This is a genomic window from Burkholderia sp. BCC1640, from assembly GCF_902833125.1.
GTDB classification, from domain to species: domain Bacteria; phylum Pseudomonadota; class Gammaproteobacteria; order Burkholderiales; family Burkholderiaceae; genus Burkholderia; species Burkholderia diffusa.
The window spans coordinates 65,108-83,270 of the sequence record NZ_CADFEF010000007.1; the positions used below are offsets into that span (position 1 = coordinate 65,108).

Genomic DNA, 18,163 nt, shown 5'->3' on the forward strand with positions numbered 1-18,163 from the left:
TCACTCTCCCGTCCGCTTGACCTGACTGGCCACGAACTCGTCAAAATCGATGTTCTTCAATTCCGCCTTGCCTTCCGCGTCGAGCGCGACGCTATGCTCGGTCCCGTCTTCCGTCGTGAACTTGATCGGCTCCCCGTGCGGCACGTTGCCGTCGGCATCCACATAGCGAATCCGCATGTCTGCCTTCTTGCCTTCCGCCTTGAACGTCTTGTGCATGCTCGTCGGTCCGCTGAACGCATGCTGTCCGCCCTTCACGTCGATCTTGCCCGGCGCATGAATCTCGATGTTGCCGCCCTTGATCCGGACATACGCGCCGCCGGAAGTCAGCAGAATCTCCTCCTTAGCGACGCCTTCGATCGTTGAGGTCGCCGACAGCACCTTGATCGTCTTCTGCGCGACCATCTCGACGTTGTCGTTCTGCGCCTGTATCTCGACGGCACCTTGCCCGGCGAACAGCTTCATCCCCGCGTTCTGCGCGAACAGGCTCAGTTTTTCCTTGACGCTCGCCACCAGCGATTTCCCGCTGGTGATGAACGTACTTTGACCACTGACGATATTGGTCTGCCGGTCGCTTGCCAGATGCACCGACTGCTGCGACGCCACCCCGATCCCCGCCGGGCTCGCGAACAGCATCACCGGCTCCTTGAACGCATTCGCGTTCCCCGTCCCGCCGCCGGCCGTCCTGCCCCCGCCCGCGCTCGCTCCCGCCACGCTGTTCTGCGTTGCATCGGTGAACTGCTTCAGCGCATCGTGGCCGGCGCCGAGACTCTCCGCCTGATGCATCTCGCTGACCTGCGACATCGACTCGACCAGCCCCTGCGCATTGGCCAGCTGCTGCTTCGCCTCGCTCACGTCGAGCGGCTGGCTGTTCGCCTGCTTCGGATGCGTCGTCACGTACAAACCCTGCCCGGCGCGCATCGCACCGTACGCATCCGTGCGCAGGTCGAAGCCGGAACCGAGATACGCACCGCGCGTATTGCCGTTCTGCTCGATCAGGTAGCCGAGGTGAAGCAGCGAATTCGCGCTGCTGCTGAACAGGCGCGCGCGGTTCTGCCCGGTCGCGTCGTCGAGCACCATCTCGTTGTGGCCCGACCCCGCATACTCCTTCGACCGGAAGCCCGACAGGATCCCGTCGCTATGCCACTGCGGCTTGACGGCGCCGTTGTACACGCGATGCATGACGATCGGCCGGTCGCAGTCGCCGCCGATGTAGCCGATCAGCACTTCCTCGCCGACCCGCGGAATATGCACGCCACCGTAGCCGCCGCCGGTATCCGACTGCACGACGCGCATCCAGCACGATGCCGTCTCGCGGCCTTCGCTTTGCCGGTCCCAGACGAACATGACCTTGATCCGGTTCAGCTCGTCGGTGTACACCTCTTCGCCCTTCGGCCCGACGACGACGGCCGTCTCGAGCTGCATCGCGGGCTTGCGGTGCTCGAACGGGCTGCGATACGACACGCTCGCGCGCTGCGCCTCGACCTCGACGAGATAGAACCCGGCGGAACCGTCGTCATGCCCGACCTGAAACGCAGCCGCCTCACCATGACCGGCCCTCGCCTGTGCCAACTGGTCCTGCAGGCTATGCGGGAAGTTCGCTTCGTGGTCCGAGATCGGCAGATTGTTCTCGATGTAACGCGTGACGCCGATGGCCGCGAATTCGCGATCGCTCGCCGAATCGCGATCGTGCTCGGGATGACCGGTCAGCGTGAAGCGCCGGCCCGCATCGATCGCGCGCACGCCGCCCACGCCGAAGAAGCGCTTCGCGCGCGACTCCCACTCCTCGAGGCGAATCTTCGACAGATGTTCGCCGCGGTCCTGGCCCGGATACGTGTACGCGCCGGTGTATTCGTAGATTTCCGCCTGGCCCGGCAGGTCGCCCTGGCCGGCCTTCGTCGGCAGCGACGTGCCGTTCGGATTGCCCGCCGACGACGGCGATTTGTAGTCGAACGTGCGCGTCGTGTGCAGCGTGCTTTGCAATGTCCGCGACGCGGCCCATTGCGTGAAACCGGCCGTTTCGGTGCCCGTGCCCGAGCGGTCGAACGTGACGGCATTCGGCGACAGCGCATCGACTGCATGCACGTCGTCGGTGATGACGAGCGTGTGCGACTTCCCGTCTTCGCCGTGCCGCCAGAAACCGAACAGCCCTTCGTCCTCCATCAGCCGATGCACGAAGTTCCAGTCCGTTTCGCTCTGCCGGCAGTACGACCGCGACGGCAACGGTTTCGACAACGCGAACTGGTATCGGCCTCTGGCCTGCGGGTGCATGTCGAACACGTCGGCGAGAATCGCGTCGACGGGCTTGTCCTGCCAGTACCGCATGTCGCTGCGGAACTTGAGGAAATGCATCCACGACGCGAAGCGCAGCTGATAGCTCGACAGGCTGCCGTCGGCGCCGAGCCGCCGCGCCGTGTGCACATAGCCGTTGATCGGCAGATACGACTTGTCCGCCTGCTGGATCCACAGCGTGATCGGTTGCGCGATCAGCGTCTTGAGCTCGACGTCGCTCGCCGTGGACACCAGATCGAGCGTCACGCTGAAATCGCGACCCAGCTCGGAACGGGTCACGGCGCGGCGCGGCACGAGCGCATTGTTCGGCAGCGACGGGATGTCCGTCTTCAGCAAGCGGTCCTGCTGAATCAGGCCGCCGCGGATCGCCTGTGCCAGTTCGGTCACGTTCATGCGTCTTCCTGTTCTTGTTGCCGCGAGCCAGCCGGGCCCGCGCTCTCAGGTCAAGGTTCCGTCGTTCAGGACTGCTCGTCGGGCCTTACCCCGAGCAGTTCGCGGATGTGCGACAGCGACCCGTCGTCCTTCACGACACTCTCCAGCCACTTGTGCAGCGGCATGTCGGCCCATTCGGCGGCCTTGTCCGCGAGATACGCGACCGGGCTGTGCGGCTCGGTCTGGCGGAAGTAACGCGCGACGGCACGCAGCTGGTCGACGGCCTGCGCACGGTTCTGGATGCCGGCGATCATCTGCGTCACCGGCGGACGCGGAGCGGTCTGCGACTGCACGTGGGTCTCCTCGCTGTGGAACGTGTCGCCGAAGCTCGGCTCGATACGCTCGGGCTGCGCCTGCGGCGCCGACGGCGCATGCGGCGCGCTCCCCGTATAACCCTGCTCGCGTGCGAAGCGCTCGACGAGCCGATACACGGTCTCGAACGCGTCGCGCGCCTGCCGGAAGCTCGGCGCCGAATCGCCGGCGCGTTCGACGAGCCGCTCCTCGAACGCATCGAGCGCGAATTCGAACGCCTTCAGGTTCGCGAGCAGCGTCGTGTAGAACGCGATCGACGTCACGCGCCGCGACGCATCGACCTGCTCGACCGACGGTTTGCCGCGCGCGATGTCGTCGGCGTGTTCGGGGTCGCGCTTCACGGCCTGCGCCACGTGCAGCGCGACTTCCCAGTCGAGCGTGGTGAACGCGTTCGACGCGCCGTCCGTCACCGGAATGCCGCGCAGCAGCTCGGCCGTGCGGCCGGACAGCCACGCGACGTTGCCGAGCCGGTATTCGACGTCGTCGCCTTCGGGCAGCGGATGCACGGTGTCCCAGTAGTCTCGGCACAGGCCTTCCAGCAGCGCATAACCTTCGGTGAGGCCGGTGATGCCGTCCTCCAGCGCGAGCGCCTCGGTCAGCCACACGGCGAGCCGCAGGTCCTTGGTGCGCGTGCGCAGCAGCTCGCCCGCGTGATCGACGACGAAGCCCCAGTCGGCCTCCTTGATCTCGGTCACCCACTCGCCCTGGTCGAGCGTCGGATCGTCATAGCGCCGCGCGTCCTGGATCGCGTCGAATTCGTTCGAGAACAGCAGGTCGTCGCCGCTGGGCGACGCGTCGCTGATCGGCGTCAGCAGCTCGGGGAGATTGATCGGCATGGTTCAGTGAATCCGTTGATGCATGAGATGTCGCGCGCGCGGGCTCATTCGACCGTGTACGCGAATTCGCCGGCCTCGTCCGCGCGCACCGCGATGCGCGCGATGGCCGCGCCGTCGGCGATCCGGCCGAGCACGTGGCCCGCGATCTCCGGCAGCAGCGTGCCGTTCAGGATGTGGTCGACGTTGCGGGCGCCCGAATCGACCTCGGTGCAGCGCGCGAGCACCGCGTCGACGAGCGATTCGTCCCACTCGAACGCGGCCTTGTGGTTCGCTTCGATGCGGCGGCGGATCCGTTCGAGCTTCAGCGCGATGATCTCGGCCAGCACGTCGTCGGAAATCGGGTAGTACGGCACGACCTTCATCCGGCCGAGGAACGCCGGCTTGAACGTCTTGTACAGCTGCGGCCGCAGCGCCTCGGCGAGCGCGTCCGGATCGGGCAGCTCCTCGGCCGGCTTGTTCAGGCATGCCTGCATCACCGCCGCCGACCCGACGTTCGACGTCAGGATGATCAGCGTGTTGCGGAAGTCGATCTCGCGCCCTTCGGCATCGTCCATCGTGCCCTTGTCGAATACCTGGAAGAACATCTCGAGCACGTCCGGGTGCGCCTTCTCGACCTCGTCGAGCAGCACGACGGAATACGGATTGCGGCGCACGGCCTCGGTCAGCACGCCGCCCTCGCCGTAGCCGACGTAGCCCGGCGGCGAACCCTTCAGGCCCGACACGCTGTGCGCTTCCTGGTACTCGCTCATGTTGATCGTGACCATCTTGCGCTCGCCGCCGTACAGGATGTCGGCCAGCGCGAGCGCGGTCTCGGTCTTGCCGACGCCCGACGGGCCGACGAACATGAACACGCCGCGCGGCTTGTTCGGATCCTCGAGGTTCGCGGTCGCCGTGCGCACGCGCTGCGCGATCGCGTCGAGCGCATGGTCCTGACCGATCACGCGCGCGGTCAGCAGCGGCTGCAGGTTCAGCACGGTGTCGATCTCGTCCTTCACCATCCGGCCGAGCGGAATGCCCGTCCACGCGGCGACGATCTCGGCGACGACGTGGCCGTCGACCTGCAGCGGCACCATCGGCTCGCCGCCCTGCAGCGCATGCAGCGACGCGACGCGTTCGGCCAGCTTCTCGCGCGTGGCCGGCACGTCGACCGGCTCGCCGTCTTCGGACGGGCCGCGCGCCTTGTCGAGCGTCTCGCGCAGCACGGTGATCTCGGCGACGATCGCACGCTCGGCTTCATAGCGCGCCTCGTCCTCGGTCAATTGCGCGAGCGCCGTGTCGCGTGCGCCGCGCAGCTCGCCGAGCCGCTCGTCGTGCGCCGCGCCGCCCGCCGCCTCGCGCTCCAGCGACGCGATTTCCGCGTCGATGCGCTCGATGCGCTTCTTCGTGTCGTCGATCGCCGCCGGCGTCGCGCTGTGTGCGAGCGCGACCTTCGCGCACGCGGTGTCGAGCACGCTGATCGCCTTGTCCGGCAGCTGGCGACCACTGATGTAGCGATGCGACAGGCGCACGGCCTCGGTGATCGCGTCGTCGAGAATCCGCACGTTGAAGTGCTTCTCCATCAGCCCCGACATCCCGCGCAGCATCGCGGCCGCGAGCGGCTCGCTCGGCTCCTCGACCTTCACGACCTGGAAGCGCCGCGCGAGGGCCGCGTCCTTCTCGAAGTACTTCTTGTATTCGCTCCACGTCGTCGCGGCGATCGTGCGCAGTTCGCCGCGCGCGAGCGCCGGCTTCAGCAGGTTCGCCGCGTCGTTCTGGCCGGCCTGGCCACCCGCGCCGATGATCGTGTGCGCCTCGTCGATGAACAGGATGATCGGGTGCGCGCTCTTCTTCACCTCGTCGATCACGCTCTTCAGTCGGTTCTCGAACTCGCCCTTCACGCTCGCGCCGGCCTGCAGCAGGCCCATGTCGAGCACGTGCAGCGCGACGCCGGAAAGCGGCGGCGGCACGTCGTCGGCCGCGATCCGCAGCGCGAGGCCCTCGACGACCGCCGTTTTGCCGACACCGGCCTCGCCGGTCATGATCGGGTTGTTCTGGCGGCGGCGCATCAGGATGTCGATCGCCTGGCGAATCTCGGCTTCGCGGCCGATCACCGGGTCGATCTTGCCGTCGCGCGCGCGCTGCGTGAGGTTGGTCGTGTACGTGTCGAGCGCGGGCGTCTTGGACGGGCCGGCCGCGGGCGCGGCGCCGTCGCCAACCGGCGCGACGTCGCCGTCTTCCGCATCCGCCTGACGCGGCTCGGCCTCGCTCGACCCGGCCATGATTTCGTCGAACTTGTGCTTCAGGTCCGTCACGTTCATTTCCGCGAACTGCGACGACATGCGCTGCGCGAACTGCGCGAGATCGGGTGCGGTCAGCAGCGCGAGCAGCAGGTGCCCCGAGCGGATGCGGCCGAGCTGCGAATCGAGCGACGCGATCAGCCAGGCCTGCTCGAACAGCGCGATCAGGTGCACGGAGAACACCGGCGTGCGCGTGTTGCCCGTCTTCAGGCGCGTGAGTTCACGCTCGAGATCGGCACGCAGCGCATGCGGATCGACGCGGCTCGCGCGCAGCGCGAGCGGCAGGTCGCCCGTCGCTTCCTCGAGCAGCGCGAGGAACAGATGCTCCAGATCGACTTCGTAGTGGCCGCGCGCCAGGCACGCGCTCGCCGCGCGCTCGGTCGCGTGCCGGCACAGCGGATTCAGTTTCGTGATCAGGGTCTTCAGAGGCGTGCTCATGGCGTCGATCTCAGGTTCGATTGCGTGTTTGTTGTCGTTCGGAATCAGTGAATCACGTGCAGTTCGTAGCGGGCATCCGAGCGGTCGTCGACCGCGTCGCGCGTGCAGAGGAACGCGTCCCAGCCGAGCCGCGAGCCCGCGCCGAGCACGCTCGCGCCGACCTCGGTGCGCTTCAGCACGAGCTTCACCTCGTATTCGAGCGTGACGCCGGCGAGCAGCGTCAGCATCCGCTCGAGCGCGACGGCCTGCGCGCCGCCCGGCAGGAATGCCTCGTAGTCGCGCTTGGACAGCGGGCCGACGACGATCCGCGCGCGCATGTCGCGCTGCCACACGCGTTCGCCGACGAGCGCCGTCGCGCCGAGCACCGCGTTGACTTCGCCGAGCACGCTCAGCTGGTCGGGCGGCACGTCGTACCACTTGCCGACGAACTGGTCGATCTTCACGGGCACGCGGAAATAATCGGACAGCGTGCGCTGCAGGTAGGCGGCGGACATCGGCCGGTGCCGCGCGGCGAGCGCGTAGCCGGCAACGGCCTCGTCGAGCACGCCGCCCGCGCCGGCCGCGAGGCTGTCGCGCACCTCGTCGCTCGGCACGCCGGCGATCGCGAGCAGGAGCGGCAGGTAGCGCTCGTCGCGGTCGAGTTCGTAATGGAACGGCAGCCGGTACTTCTTCCACGCCGCGTAGAACAGCGCGGTCGCGCGGTTCGAGAACACGTCGAAGAAGGCGCGCGCCGCGTGGTCGCGCTTCAGATGCTCGCGCGCGACGATCTGCTCGGTGTAGTGCAGCGGCAGCGCGCCCTGCCCGCCCAGTAGCCCGAAGAATGCGGGCGTCAGCTCGACGTGACCGAGCTCGCCGGCCGCGAGCGCGGCGCCGCGTTGCTCGCCCGAATCGAGCAGCGTGCCGCCGTCGTCGAACGAACGGGCGCCTTCGATCTCGCTCGGCGGGAAGCCGAGCGACAGCGTGTTGCGGAATTCGATGCGCTGCGCGACGACGTCGCCCTGCCGCCACGCGCCGGGCGCATCGGACGCCTGCCGCGCGAACAGCCCCTCGAGCACGCGCACCGCCTGGAAGAACTCGAAGCGGTGCGGCTCGTAGAGCAGCGCGTCGACTACGCCAGGATCGATTCGCCGGTCCGGGGCTTGCATCGGATGATCTCCTCGCCGGTGCGCTTCGACACCACGACTAGTTGAACGAAACTGTTGAGGTGGACGTACAGCCCGAAGAAGCTGTCGAGCACGCGCACGAACGACGCGAGGCTCGCGCCGACGAAGTGCTCCTCGTCGATCGTCAGGCGGATCTCGATGCCGCGCACGAAGGTCGCGAACGGCTTGCCGGGCAGCCACTGCACGGCGCCGCGCTGCTCGACGCCGGCGAGGCCGTCGATCTGGCGCATCGACACGGCGGTGCGCCGCAGGTCGTACAACGTCAGCATTTCCTTGAGCGGCGCGAGCCCGTGCGCGACCAGCGACACGTGGTTCAGCGCGAGATGCGACACGAGCCGCCAGTGCGCGGCGCGACCGCGCTCGAAGCGCACGCTCTGCGTCGGGCGCCGCAACAGCGAGATGCCGCTCGTCTGCGCGCCGCCTTCCTGGAACAGGTCGCCGCCTTCGAGACCGAACGCGAGCATCGACGGCAGGTCGCGGTTCGTGCAGGTGAGGTCGAGGCTCAGCGTGTCGGTTTGCGGCGACGTCGGCTCGAAGTCGATGTCGACGATCGAGATCTCGGTTTCGTAGCCGGGGCTTTTCTGCGCGACCCAGTCGTTGCGGCGCGCGAACCAGTAATGACCGATCCGCGCCGACTCGCCGTGATGCAGCGAATAGAACGGCCGGAACTCGATCACCGATTCTTCATGCGCCTGCTGCCGGACGAGCTTCACCGAATCGATCGAATACACCTCGTACGCGAACGCACGGCGCGCTTCGGCGATCACCGGGTACGACACCGCGCGGTGCGTGATGCGGATCGGCTCGCCGTGCTGGCGGAACAGGTTGACGATCGGCGTGCAGAACAGCCGGAAATGGCTGGCCGTGAGCAGCTCGAGCAGCCGCGCGACGTGCGAATCGCTGCGCACGTCCTGCAGCACCAGATGCAGCGTCGCGCGCTGGCAGCGGCCCGACGCGCGCGCGATCGCCGCGAGGTCGAAATCGACGAAATCGAACTTGTCGGGGAACGCGAAGTATTCGGTGAGCAGGCGATACGCGGGGTGTGACTTCGCCGGGTAGTCGATCAGCGCATCGTCCTCGTCGAAGCCGGCGTGCGCGATCGGCAGCTTGCGCAGCGCGGTCCAGCGGCCGTTGCGCTCGGGCTCGACATACGCGCCGAGCACGTTGACGAACAGGCAATCGGTCAGCGCGGCGACGAACGACTGCTCGCCGTGCAGGTGCGCGCGCAGCGTCGGCAGCTTCAGCGCGCCGAGATCGAGTTGCGCGGCGAGCGATTCGAACGTGATCGAGATCACGCCCGTCGCGTTGGACGGCAGCACCGTCGCGCTCGGCGCGAGCGCGACCGGCGTGAAGCGCGCCTCCGAGATGCGGATCGGCGCGAGCGTCACGTCGTATGCGGTGCGGAACCGGCACTGCACGCCGCGGATCGGACGGCTCTTCAGCTCGGTGCCGCGGTCGATCACGACCGGTTCGGTCTGCTGACCCGGCGAGGCCGGCGTGAACTGCGCGATCGAGCACGACGGGAACGGCCGCAGGTAGTGCGGATACAGCACTTCCAGCAGCGCTTCGGTGAATTCCGGGTAGTCGTCGTCGAGCTTCTTGTTGATGCGCGCGCCGAGCAGCGCGAACGACTCGATCATCCGCTCGACGTGCGGATCCTCGCAGTGCTCGCCGGACAACGCGAGTCGCGCGGCGATCTTCGGATAACGTTCGGCGAAATCTCGCGAATAGCGCCGCAAAAACGATAATTCGCGCTCGTAGTACGGCAGCAATTCTTCCATCGACGACCCCGAGAACCTCAATATTTCCTGCCGGACCCTGAACCATCACCGGGCGGTCCGGCCCGCTCGGCGGCTTGATTTACAGCATTCTGGCCGCGCGCGTGCGCGTGACCGAATACTGCAGCGTCGACGGCTGCAGCATCGCGTCGAAACTCACCGGCTCCTCGGCCGGATGCACGACGAGCAGCGCCTGGATCGCGAAGTACAGCGCGTTGGTCGACTGCTCGTTCAGCTCGAACGTCACCTGCACCTGCTGCAGCCGCGGCTCGTGGCGCGCGATGGCCTGCTGGATCGACTTGCAGATGAACGCGCGGTCGTAGTGACTCGCGAGGCTCAGCCCCGCGAAATCGTTCAGCCCGTAGGTCAGCACCGATTTCTGGCATTCCGGCAGCGCGGCCAGCTCGATTTCGGTGTGCGCGATACGGGTGTTGAGGATCGCCTCGACGTCGCGGGCGACCGTGTTCTTGAGCTCGTCCAGCGACAATTGCCGCATCGCGGCCGAGGCCGGCAGGTGCGGTTCGTCGTCGAACAGCTTGTCGAGAAAACTGGGTTCGAATCGTTTCATAAGGGCCTGTTTCCGCTAATAACGGGCTTGCGAACGTGCGTTGCCGGTCGTAGTGCAAGAAGTGAGGAGCGCCGTTTGGCCGTGCCAAACAAGCGACGAACGACGCCGCAATACGGCCGGCAACGCACGTTCCCCTGTTCTGAAAAAATCCGTTCGTGGGGCTGGCCCCCAGAAGGGCCGATCGCGGCGTCACGCTCCTCGCGAATACGTCGAGTATTCGCTTCGTCGCAATCCTTGCGCTCGGCCCTTCTGGGGGCCAGCGCAAGCCCGTTATTAGCGGAAACAGGCCCTTGTACACAGCGAAAACGGCAACGGGACGCCGAGCGCCCCGTTGCCGCAACCGACGTTAGACCGCGTAGGTCTTGTCGTTCTTCGTCAGGCTCCAGGCGCCTTGCGTGTTGCCGCCCTGGTTGCCGCCGATCTTCTGCTGGGTCTGCTTCCACTGCACGGCCGCGTACTTCAGCGAGAACGTCTCGAGCGGCAGACCTTCTTCGCGAACGCTCGGAGCGATGCTCGAGATGATCACGTACTTGAGCTTCACTTCCAGATACTGCACGCGCTTGCCTTCACCGTCCGCGCGCGAGAAATGGACCGTCACTTCATCGAACGTCGTGCCGCCCGATGCGTGCTGATACAGCAGCGGGCTCGACGAATCGATTTCCTTCGTGAAAATCATGTCGCCGTGCTCGCAGCGCGTCATCGTGTGACCGCCCGCGGTCGATGCCGTTGCCGAACGCGGCTGAACGATCGAGTGATCCCACGATTTCAGTTCGATCCAGCCCTGATGGTCTTTGTCCGCGGATTCGCCCTTCACCGCCGGACTACCAAACTGCAAGTGCATATGTAACATGGCCCTTCGACTCCCCAAAGAGGTGGTTTTAACGTCCTACCCAGGCGGCCCGCCCGGGCGATTTACTCGCTTATGAATTTGCCGGTTTGGGCAGATCAGCGACAAGTCGCAGAGAAATCGAGAGTTCGTCGAGCTGAAAGTGCGGACGCAGGAACGCGACCGAACGATACGAGCCCGGCTTGCCCGGAATCTCCGACACTTGTATGGATGCCTCGCGCAGCGGGAATTGCGCCTTCTGTTCCTGCGACGCGTTGTCATCGAGCAGGACGTACTGCGAAATCCACCGGTTGAGGAAAGTCTCCACGTTCTGCGCCGATGCGAAGCTGCCGATCTTGTCCCGCATCATCGCCTTCAGGTAGTGCGCGACGCGCGATACCGAGAAGATGTACTGAAGCTGGGCGGACAGGACGGCGTTCGCATTCGCGCTGTCGGTGCTGTATTTTTTCGGTTTCTGCACCGATTGCGCGGCGAAAAACGCAGCGTAATCCGAGTTCTTGCAATGCACGAGCGGGATGAAGCCGAGGTCGCTCAGTTCCTTCTCGCGGCGATCGGTGATCGCGATTTCGGTCGGGCACTTCAGCGCGACTTCACCGTCGTCGGTCTTGAACGTGTGGGTCGGCAGGTCCTCGACGAGGCCGCCGCCTTCGACGCCGCGGATCGCCGCGCACCAGCCGAAGTCGTCGAACGCGGCCGTCAGGCGTGCCGCGAAGGCCCATGCCGCGTTGCACCAGAGGTACTTGTCGTGCTCGGTGCCGTCGACGTCCTCGACGAAGTTGAAGTTCTCCGCGGTCTGGCCGTCCTTCGGATTGAACGGCAGGCGACCGAGGAAGCGCGGCAGCGTCAGGCCGACGTAGCGCGAATCTTCGGCGTCGCGGAACGACTTCCACTTCGCGTATTCGACCGTGTCGAACACCTTGCCGAGGTCGCGCGGCTTGCCGAGGTCGGAGAACGACTCGAGGCCGAGCAGCTCCGGCGACGCCGACGCGATGAACGGCGCGTGCGCGGCCGCCGCGACGTGCGACATCTGCTCGATGAAGTACATGTCTTCCGGCTGGCGCGAGATCTCGTAATCGCCGATCAGCGCGCCGAACGGCGAGCCGCCGAACGTGCCGAACTCTTCTTCGTAGACCTTCTTGAACAGCGCGCTCTGGTCGAACTCGCTCGCGCCCTTGAAGTCGCGCACGAGGTCGCGCTTCGGTGCGTGCAGCGCCTTGATCTTGATCGTCTGGCCGGTGTTGCTTTCCTTGACCAGATAGTCCATCCCGCGCCACGTGCTTTCGAGGCGCTGGAATTCCGGCGCGTGCATCACCGCGGACAGCTGCGTGGAGATCAGGCGGTCGAGTTCCGCGACGCGCGCGTCGATCGTCGCCGACAGGTTGTCCGACACGATCACCGTGCCGTCGAGCACCTGGTGCACGAGTTCGCCGATCAGGTCCTTCGCACGGGCATGCTCGGAATCGGATTTCGCGACCTTGCTCTTCTCGACGATATCGTCGAGCAGCGAAGTCCCGGCGGCGTATTCCGCGCCGCTCGCTTGGGCCGCAGCCGTTTGCTGGTTCATCTCAACACTCCGTCGTCATTCGCCGTCTTTGTCGCCGCCGGTGCCCTTCGCGAGCTCCTGCAGCTGCTGCGTGTTCTTCAGCACCTCGGACAGCAGATCCTCGAGCTTGTCGTTGCCGGCGAGCTTGTTGCGCAAGTCGGCGAGCTTCGAGCGCGCCTCGAGCAGGCGGCGCAGCGGCTCGACCTGTTCGACGACTTCGTCCGGGCTGAAATCCGACAGCGAACGGAACTTCAGGTCGACTGCGAACTTGCCGCCTTCCGGGCTCAGGCGGTTTTCCACCTGGAACGCGGCGCGCGGCTCGATCGCCTTCATCACGTCGTCGAAGTTGTCACGGTCGATGTTGACGAACTTGCGGTCGCGCAGCTTCGGCTGCTCGACTTCCGACTGGCCCGCCAGATCGCCGACGACCCCGACGACGAACGGCAGTTCCTTCACCTCGATCGCGTCGCCCTTCTCGACCTCGTAGGTCAGCTGGACGCGCGGCGGCCGTATTTTCTGCAAGCTTTTCTGAATGCTTTCTTTCTTGGCCATCTCGACGGCTCCCAGGTTAGTTGTGGTTATCGCGTCTGTTGCGGTCAGTTGCGCAGCGCGCTGAACGGATCGGCACCGCCCTTTTGCGGCGCGGCGGCCGGCGTCGGCGCGGTGGTTGCGGCTGCGGCCGCCTCGGTGGCCGGCGCCGCGCCGGCCTTCGGACGATGAATCACTCGACGCGCCGTACGCGCCTTCGTGGCGCGCTGTTCCGGCGGGAACAGTGCCGATTCGCCGAGCGTGTCGCGCAGTTGCTTCGCGAGCGCCTGCGCGTCCGACTTCGCATCGCCCGCGAGCGATGCATCCTGGCGCAGCTCGCCGAGCGACTGCGTCGCGATCCGCAGCCCCGCGACGGCGAGCACGCTCTTCGCCTGACGATCGGTCGCGTCGCGCTGCAGTGCCTCCTGCGCGGCGACGATCGCCTGGCCATAGTGGTTCTGGGCAAACTGGATCTGCGCGATGCGCGACCACGGTTCCTCGCGCGTCGGATCCGACTTCGCGAGCTGCTGGTACAGGCCGAGCGCCTTGTCCTGGTCACCCGACTTCGCAACGGCGTCCGCATCGGCCAGCGACTTGTTGAACACCTCGGCAGTCGGCGCCGGCGGCTGGCTCGCACAACCGGCGATCACGCCGCAAGCCAGCACTACCCCAGACAATTTTGCGAAGAGACGGTCTTTCATCGTTATATCCACCGGCGCGTGAGTATTAAAATCGTTGAGAATCTGGTTCTTTTGCTTTGCAAGAAGCGCGCGGGTATAGTACCGATCAATTTTTCATAATTCAATCGCTGCGTGCAGAGTAATTCCTTTTAAATCCGTGCGCTACCCCCTCGAAACGTCTCCGGCAACGGCCCGGCGGCGGTTTTTCGAGCGACCGGAATGCGCAAGTTTTACTTGCTCGACAACGCTTCGCGCGGGTGACGGAAAAAATTTCCGGAAACGCGATGCGCCGCACGTGTGCTTAATAGTTGAACGGCAGATAAGCCGGCATTCGCGAGGAACGCGGAAATGCCCGGTAGTTTTGACAGGGGAGTTAAAGGCGGCACGCCGGAAACACGATGAGATCGTCCATGATTCGCTATGCGCTGCCGCTGATTGCCTGCGCGCTCCTGGCCGGATGCGCGGCCGCCCCGCTGCTCGGCTCCGCCGCGAGCGCCGTGATGCAGGCCGCCGGCATCGGCAAGCCCGAACTGCCGGATGCCCAGAAGCCGCCGCGCAACATCGGGCTCACGCTCGCCGCCGCGCCGAACCTCAACGCCGCGAACGATCGCAAGCCGCTCGCTTTAGTGGTGCGGCTCTACGCGCTGAAGGATCCGACTTCGTTCCAGCAGGCGCCGTTCGATGCATTCACCGATCCGGCCAAGGAAAAGGCCGCGCTGGGCACCGATCTGCTGAACGTGCGTGAAATCACGCTGATTCCGGGCCAGCGCTATACGGCAACCGAAAAAGTGTCGCGCGAAGCGCAGGCATTCGGCATCGTCGCACTGTTCCGCGATCCCGCCATCCAGCGCTGGAAACTGACGTTCGACCCGGCGAAGTCGGAGAAATCCGGCATAATCATCGGCCTGCATAATTGCGCGATGACGGTCGCCGACGGCTCGGTCATCGCACCGCAACAGGGCGCGCCTTCGCAACCGCTGAATTTGCTTTCGTCGGTCACCTGCGGTTAAGCATGACGCACGAATGTCAATTAACAAGAGTTAACAAATTGGCGATTTAATTCGGGCATGAACAAATCGATTACATCGCAACGCCACATTAACCGGATTTGACATGAGTTATTCGGCCAAGGTGCTTTGGGGGGAAGGGCTGTTCCTCCGGCCCCAACACTTTCAGCGGCAGGACGCCTATCACGAGGCGCGCCTGTTCGAATCCATCCAGGCGATCCAGCCGTACAACTGGGGCGTGCGCTCGGTGCGCATCGACCGCGATGCGCTCGGCAGCAACGTGCTGCGCGTGGCCGAGCTTGCGCTCGTGTTCCCGGACGGCGCGCTGTATGCCGCGCCGCAGGCCGACGACCTGCCGCCGCCGATCGCGCTGGACACGCTGCCCGACGGCATCAACGAATTCGTCTTCTACCTCGCGCTGCATCCGCTGCGCGAGAACGGCACCAACTACAGCGATGATCCGGCCGCCGGCTTCATGACGCGTTTCGTCAGCGAGCAGACGAGCGTCGCCGACAACTTCACCGACGCCGCCGAAGCCGACATCACGTTCCTCAAGACGCAGGTCAAGCTGATCGCGCACAGCGAGCCGCGCGACCAGCTGCTGTCGGTGCCGCTCGTGCGCGTGCGCCGCACCGCGACGTCCGGCTTCGAGATCGACGACAGCTTCGTGCCGCCGTGCCTCGCGATCGAAGCTTCGCCGATCCTGCACCAGCGGCTGCGCCAGCTCGTCGACGCGCTGCAGGCGAAGGTGAACGCGCTGTACGGCTTTCACCGCGAGCCGTCGAAGAACATCATCGAATTCCGCTCGGGCGACATCGCGTCGTTCTGGCTGCTGCACACCGCAAACGCCGCATTCGCGACGCTCGCGCACCTGCACCAGCATGCGGCGCTGCATCCGGAGCGGTTGTTCCAGGAACTGCTGCGCCTCGCGGGCCAGCTGATGACGTTTTCGAAGGGCTACACGCTCGCCGACCTGCCCGTGTATCGCCATGACGATCCCGGGCCGAGCTTTGCGCGCCTCGACCTGATGCTGCGCGAGTTGCTCGATACCGTGATTTCGACGCGCTACTTCGCGATCACGCTCGACGAGGTGCGTCCATCGTTCCATCTCGGCCGCCTCGATTCGGGCAAGATCGACGACAAGACCGAGTTCTACCTGGCCGTGTCCGCGGACATGCCGAGTGTCGAGCTCGTCGATGCGGTGCCGGCACGCTTCAAGGTCGGCGCGCCCGACGACGTCGACAAGCTGGTCCTGTCGGCAATGCCCGGCGTGCGGCTGTCGTACATGCCGCAGGTACCGCCCGCGATTCCGGTGCGGCCCGGCGCGTGCTATTTCCAGCTTGATTCGCGCGGTGCGCTCTACGAGCGCATGCTGCAGGCCCAGTCCGCGATGATCTACGCGCCGACTGGCATCAATGACCTGAAATTCGAACTGATCGCGGTCACATCATGAGCTACGCGCCTTCCCTGTTCGGCGACAACGCGCCGGCCCCGCTGCATACCCCGGCGTCGACCGACGCCTCGTTCCAGGCCCGTTCGCTGCTCGACCTGCTGTACGACGGGTTCTTCATGCTGTTTCTGCTCAAGAACGGCCGCGAGCCGGACAGCGCGAGCGAGTTCAGCACGAAGATCCAGGAGTTTCTGTCGGATTTCGAGCGCGGCGCGAAGAAGCTCAACATTCCGGCCGAGGACGTGTATGGCGCGAAGTTCGCGTATTGCGCGGCCGTCGACGAGATGGTGCTGTCGTCGCAGTTCAAGATCCGGACCGACTGGGAACGCCGGCCGCTGCAGCTCGTGCTGTTCGGCGAGCAGCTCGCGGGGGAGAAGTTCTTTCAGTATCTCGAGGAATGTCGGGCGCAGGGCGCGGCGCGGTTGCAGTCGCTCGAGGTGTTTCATATGTGCCTGCTGCTCGGGTTTCAGGGCAAGTATCTGCTCGAGGGGCCGGAGAAGCTCGCTTACCTCACCGCGCGGCTGGGGGACGAGATCGCGCACATGAAGGGCAAGCGCGCCGCGTTCGCTCCGCATTGGCCGCTGCCGGACCAGATCGCGCATCGGTTGAAGCGCGAGGTGCCGGTCTGGGCGATCGGGGCTGTGTTTGCGCTGGTGGCCCTGCTCGGGTATCTCGGGCTCAATACTTATCTGAAGGACAAGACGCTGCAGGCGTTGGCGCCTTATTCGCAGGTGATCAAGGTGGGGCCGGAGTCGGCTAATTTGACGATTTCGTTGCCTTGAGGCGTGCTTCGTTCGGGTGTTGATGCTTCATGAAAAAAGGACCGCTCGGCGGTCCTTTTTTGCTGTGGCGCGTGGTGCGCGTGGTGCGCGTCGTCAAAGCAGAATGAATTCTTCGTTGTCGACGTAGAACACGAACGCATCGAACAGTTGCGTCACGCTCGGTTCATCGACCTGGTCATGCGCGTTGATCACGATGTCCTCGATCGTCGCGCTGGACAGCGTTATGCGCCAGCCGGGTTGCGGTGCAGTGGCGGGAGGTGTGTCGGTCTCGGGGTCGTCGGCGTCGTTGGCGTCTTCGGTGAATACGCCGTCCGTATCGAGCGTCCACGGCATCGGCGGCAAGCAGAGCCAACCGGAGAAATCGCCCGGGTGTTCGAGAATGTGTTTCAACGACGCGGTGGTCGTGGTGAGGGTCGACATGAGTAGTGCGGTGGTAACTGGGCTGGAGTCAATGCGCTCGGAGCGAGATGCGGCAGTTGCACGAGTGCGCCTGCGCCGCGGCGTTCGTGCCGGCAAGGCGTGATTATGCCAATGTCTTATGCACGAGGTTGGCGGCGGCAGTGTGCCAGTCAGTTGTCGGACGCGGTACCCACATTCGAGATCACGTCCAATTTCCCGCGTCGGGCTGCCCTTCAGGGTTGGTAGCGAACTGTCTCGTAGATTTTCGCCATGCCCTGCTTCGCGGGATTTTCGTTGGCGGCCAGACCTGTCGAGAAAATGATGCAGGTCCAGCCGTCGCCGCAAGGCTTGCTCGCAATCAGGTCGAGCCGATGTGCATATACCCGGTCGTCCTTGAAAATCTTATGCGAGTAGCGCGATGCGAGCGCGGGATATTTGCCGTTCAGCACGATCGGCTCGTAATTCGCTTTCGTGTACTGAGCAGGCTTGTCGTCGACTTGCAGGTTGTAGAGATACGCTGCCGTTCCCTTTAGCGTCGGCGCGACCTTGGTGGGCACAACCTGAACCGTGACACCCAACGTCAGAACCTCGAATGCCGCCTTGTCGGCTTCGATATCGACCCCCTGCCCATTCGTATCCTCCAGCCTGCCACTCCACGTAACCGTCCAGTTCGAAGGAAGCTGGAAGCTGACGCCGTTCGCGGCATAAGGTTTGAGATGCACCAGATCAGGCGCGTCCGCGGCCCTTGAATCAGTGTTATCGGCAGACGCTGCCGTTACGGTCGCAAGCAAGATAAGCGCAAGAAGTGAACGCCGCATGGAGAATCCTTATTTTA

15 protein-coding genes are annotated in these 18,163 nt (G+C 65.2%); 3 read left to right on the forward strand and 12 right to left on the reverse strand.

Annotation, left to right across the window (positions count from 1 at the left end):
• The 10 genes from HWX25_RS09905 to HWX25_RS09950 all read right to left on the reverse strand — a co-directional run bounded on the left by HWX25_RS09905 (position 1) and on the right by HWX25_RS09950 (position 13,711).
• Complete coding sequence (locus HWX25_RS09905; RefSeq protein WP_175908397.1) at positions 1-2,682, reverse strand: type VI secretion system Vgr family protein; 2,682 nt, start codon at positions 2,680-2,682, stop codon at positions 1-3.
• A 65-nt stretch (positions 2,683-2,747) separates the two neighbouring features.
• The gene (gene tssA, locus HWX25_RS09910; protein WP_059532808.1) at positions 2,748-3,869 is read right to left on the reverse strand and encodes a type VI secretion system protein TssA; all 1,122 of its coding nucleotides are present in this window, start codon (positions 3,867-3,869) and stop codon (positions 2,748-2,750) included.
• A gap of 44 nt (positions 3,870-3,913) precedes the next feature.
• Complete coding sequence (gene tssH, locus HWX25_RS09915) at positions 3,914-6,583, reverse strand: type VI secretion system ATPase TssH (protein ID WP_175908398.1); 2,670 nt, start codon at positions 6,581-6,583, stop codon at positions 3,914-3,916.
• Positions 6,584-6,627: 44 nt separating this feature from the next.
• Positions 6,628-7,728 carry a type VI secretion system baseplate subunit TssG gene (gene tssG / locus HWX25_RS09920; protein ID WP_175908399.1) on the reverse strand — a complete coding sequence of 367 codons (1,101 nt, stop codon included), beginning with the start codon at positions 7,726-7,728 and terminating at the stop codon, positions 6,628-6,630.
• Positions 7,692-9,527 (reverse strand): type VI secretion system baseplate subunit TssF, encoded by a 1,836-nt coding sequence (gene tssF, locus HWX25_RS09925; protein ID WP_059532816.1) that lies wholly within the window; start codon positions 9,525-9,527, stop codon positions 7,692-7,694. Before tssF ends, tssG begins: the two co-directional genes overlap by 37 nt.
• A gap of 79 nt (positions 9,528-9,606) precedes the next feature.
• Positions 9,607-10,092, reverse strand: coding sequence for a type VI secretion system baseplate subunit TssE (tssE, locus tag HWX25_RS09930; RefSeq protein WP_059465243.1), 486 nt, complete (start codon positions 10,090-10,092; stop codon positions 9,607-9,609).
• Between the two features lie 346 nt (positions 10,093-10,438).
• Positions 10,439-10,942: a type VI secretion system tube protein Hcp gene (locus HWX25_RS09935; RefSeq protein WP_006477093.1), complete on the reverse strand. Its 504-nt coding sequence runs from the start codon at positions 10,940-10,942 to the stop codon at positions 10,439-10,441.
• 70 nt (positions 10,943-11,012) lie between these two features.
• Entirely contained in the window at positions 11,013-12,503 is a 1,491-nt protein-coding gene (gene tssC, locus HWX25_RS09940; RefSeq protein WP_039320274.1) for a type VI secretion system contractile sheath large subunit, read from the reverse strand.
• A 15-nt stretch (positions 12,504-12,518) separates the two neighbouring features.
• Entirely contained in the window at positions 12,519-13,034 is a 516-nt protein-coding gene (gene tssB, locus HWX25_RS09945; RefSeq protein ID WP_044845930.1) for a type VI secretion system contractile sheath small subunit, read from the reverse strand.
• A gap of 44 nt (positions 13,035-13,078) precedes the next feature.
• Complete coding sequence (locus tag HWX25_RS09950; RefSeq protein ID WP_059692352.1) at positions 13,079-13,711, reverse strand: tetratricopeptide repeat protein; 633 nt, start codon at positions 13,709-13,711, stop codon at positions 13,079-13,081.
• A gap of 377 nt (positions 13,712-14,088) precedes the next feature.
• Between HWX25_RS09950 and tssJ the strand changes: the two genes are divergently transcribed.
• The 3 genes from tssJ to icmH all read left to right on the forward strand — a co-directional run bounded on the left by tssJ (position 14,089) and on the right by icmH (position 16,929).
• The gene (gene tssJ / locus HWX25_RS09955) at positions 14,089-14,700 is read left to right on the forward strand and encodes a type VI secretion system lipoprotein TssJ (protein WP_059532823.1); all 612 of its coding nucleotides are present in this window, start codon (positions 14,089-14,091) and stop codon (positions 14,698-14,700) included.
• Between the two features lie 103 nt (positions 14,701-14,803).
• Positions 14,804-16,150: a type VI secretion system baseplate subunit TssK gene (tssK, locus tag HWX25_RS09960; RefSeq protein WP_059532826.1), complete on the forward strand. Its 1,347-nt coding sequence runs from the start codon at positions 14,804-14,806 to the stop codon at positions 16,148-16,150.
• Positions 16,147-16,929, forward strand: coding sequence for a type IVB secretion system protein IcmH/DotU (gene icmH / locus HWX25_RS09965; protein WP_059532829.1), 783 nt, complete (start codon positions 16,147-16,149; stop codon positions 16,927-16,929). The genes tssK and icmH overlap by 4 nt, the downstream gene beginning before the upstream one ends.
• Before the next feature lie 93 nt (positions 16,930-17,022).
• Here the strand turns inward: icmH and HWX25_RS09970 are convergent, their stop codons facing one another.
• Both HWX25_RS09970 and HWX25_RS09975 read right to left on the reverse strand, forming a co-directional pair.
• Positions 17,023-17,349, reverse strand: a complete 327-nt coding sequence (locus HWX25_RS09970) for a hypothetical protein (protein WP_175908400.1) — start codon at positions 17,347-17,349, stop codon at positions 17,023-17,025.
• A gap of 212 nt (positions 17,350-17,561) precedes the next feature.
• Positions 17,562-18,146 (reverse strand): hypothetical protein, encoded by a 585-nt coding sequence (locus HWX25_RS09975; RefSeq protein ID WP_156437288.1) that lies wholly within the window; start codon positions 18,144-18,146, stop codon positions 17,562-17,564.
• Positions 18,147-18,163 lie beyond the last annotated feature (17 nt).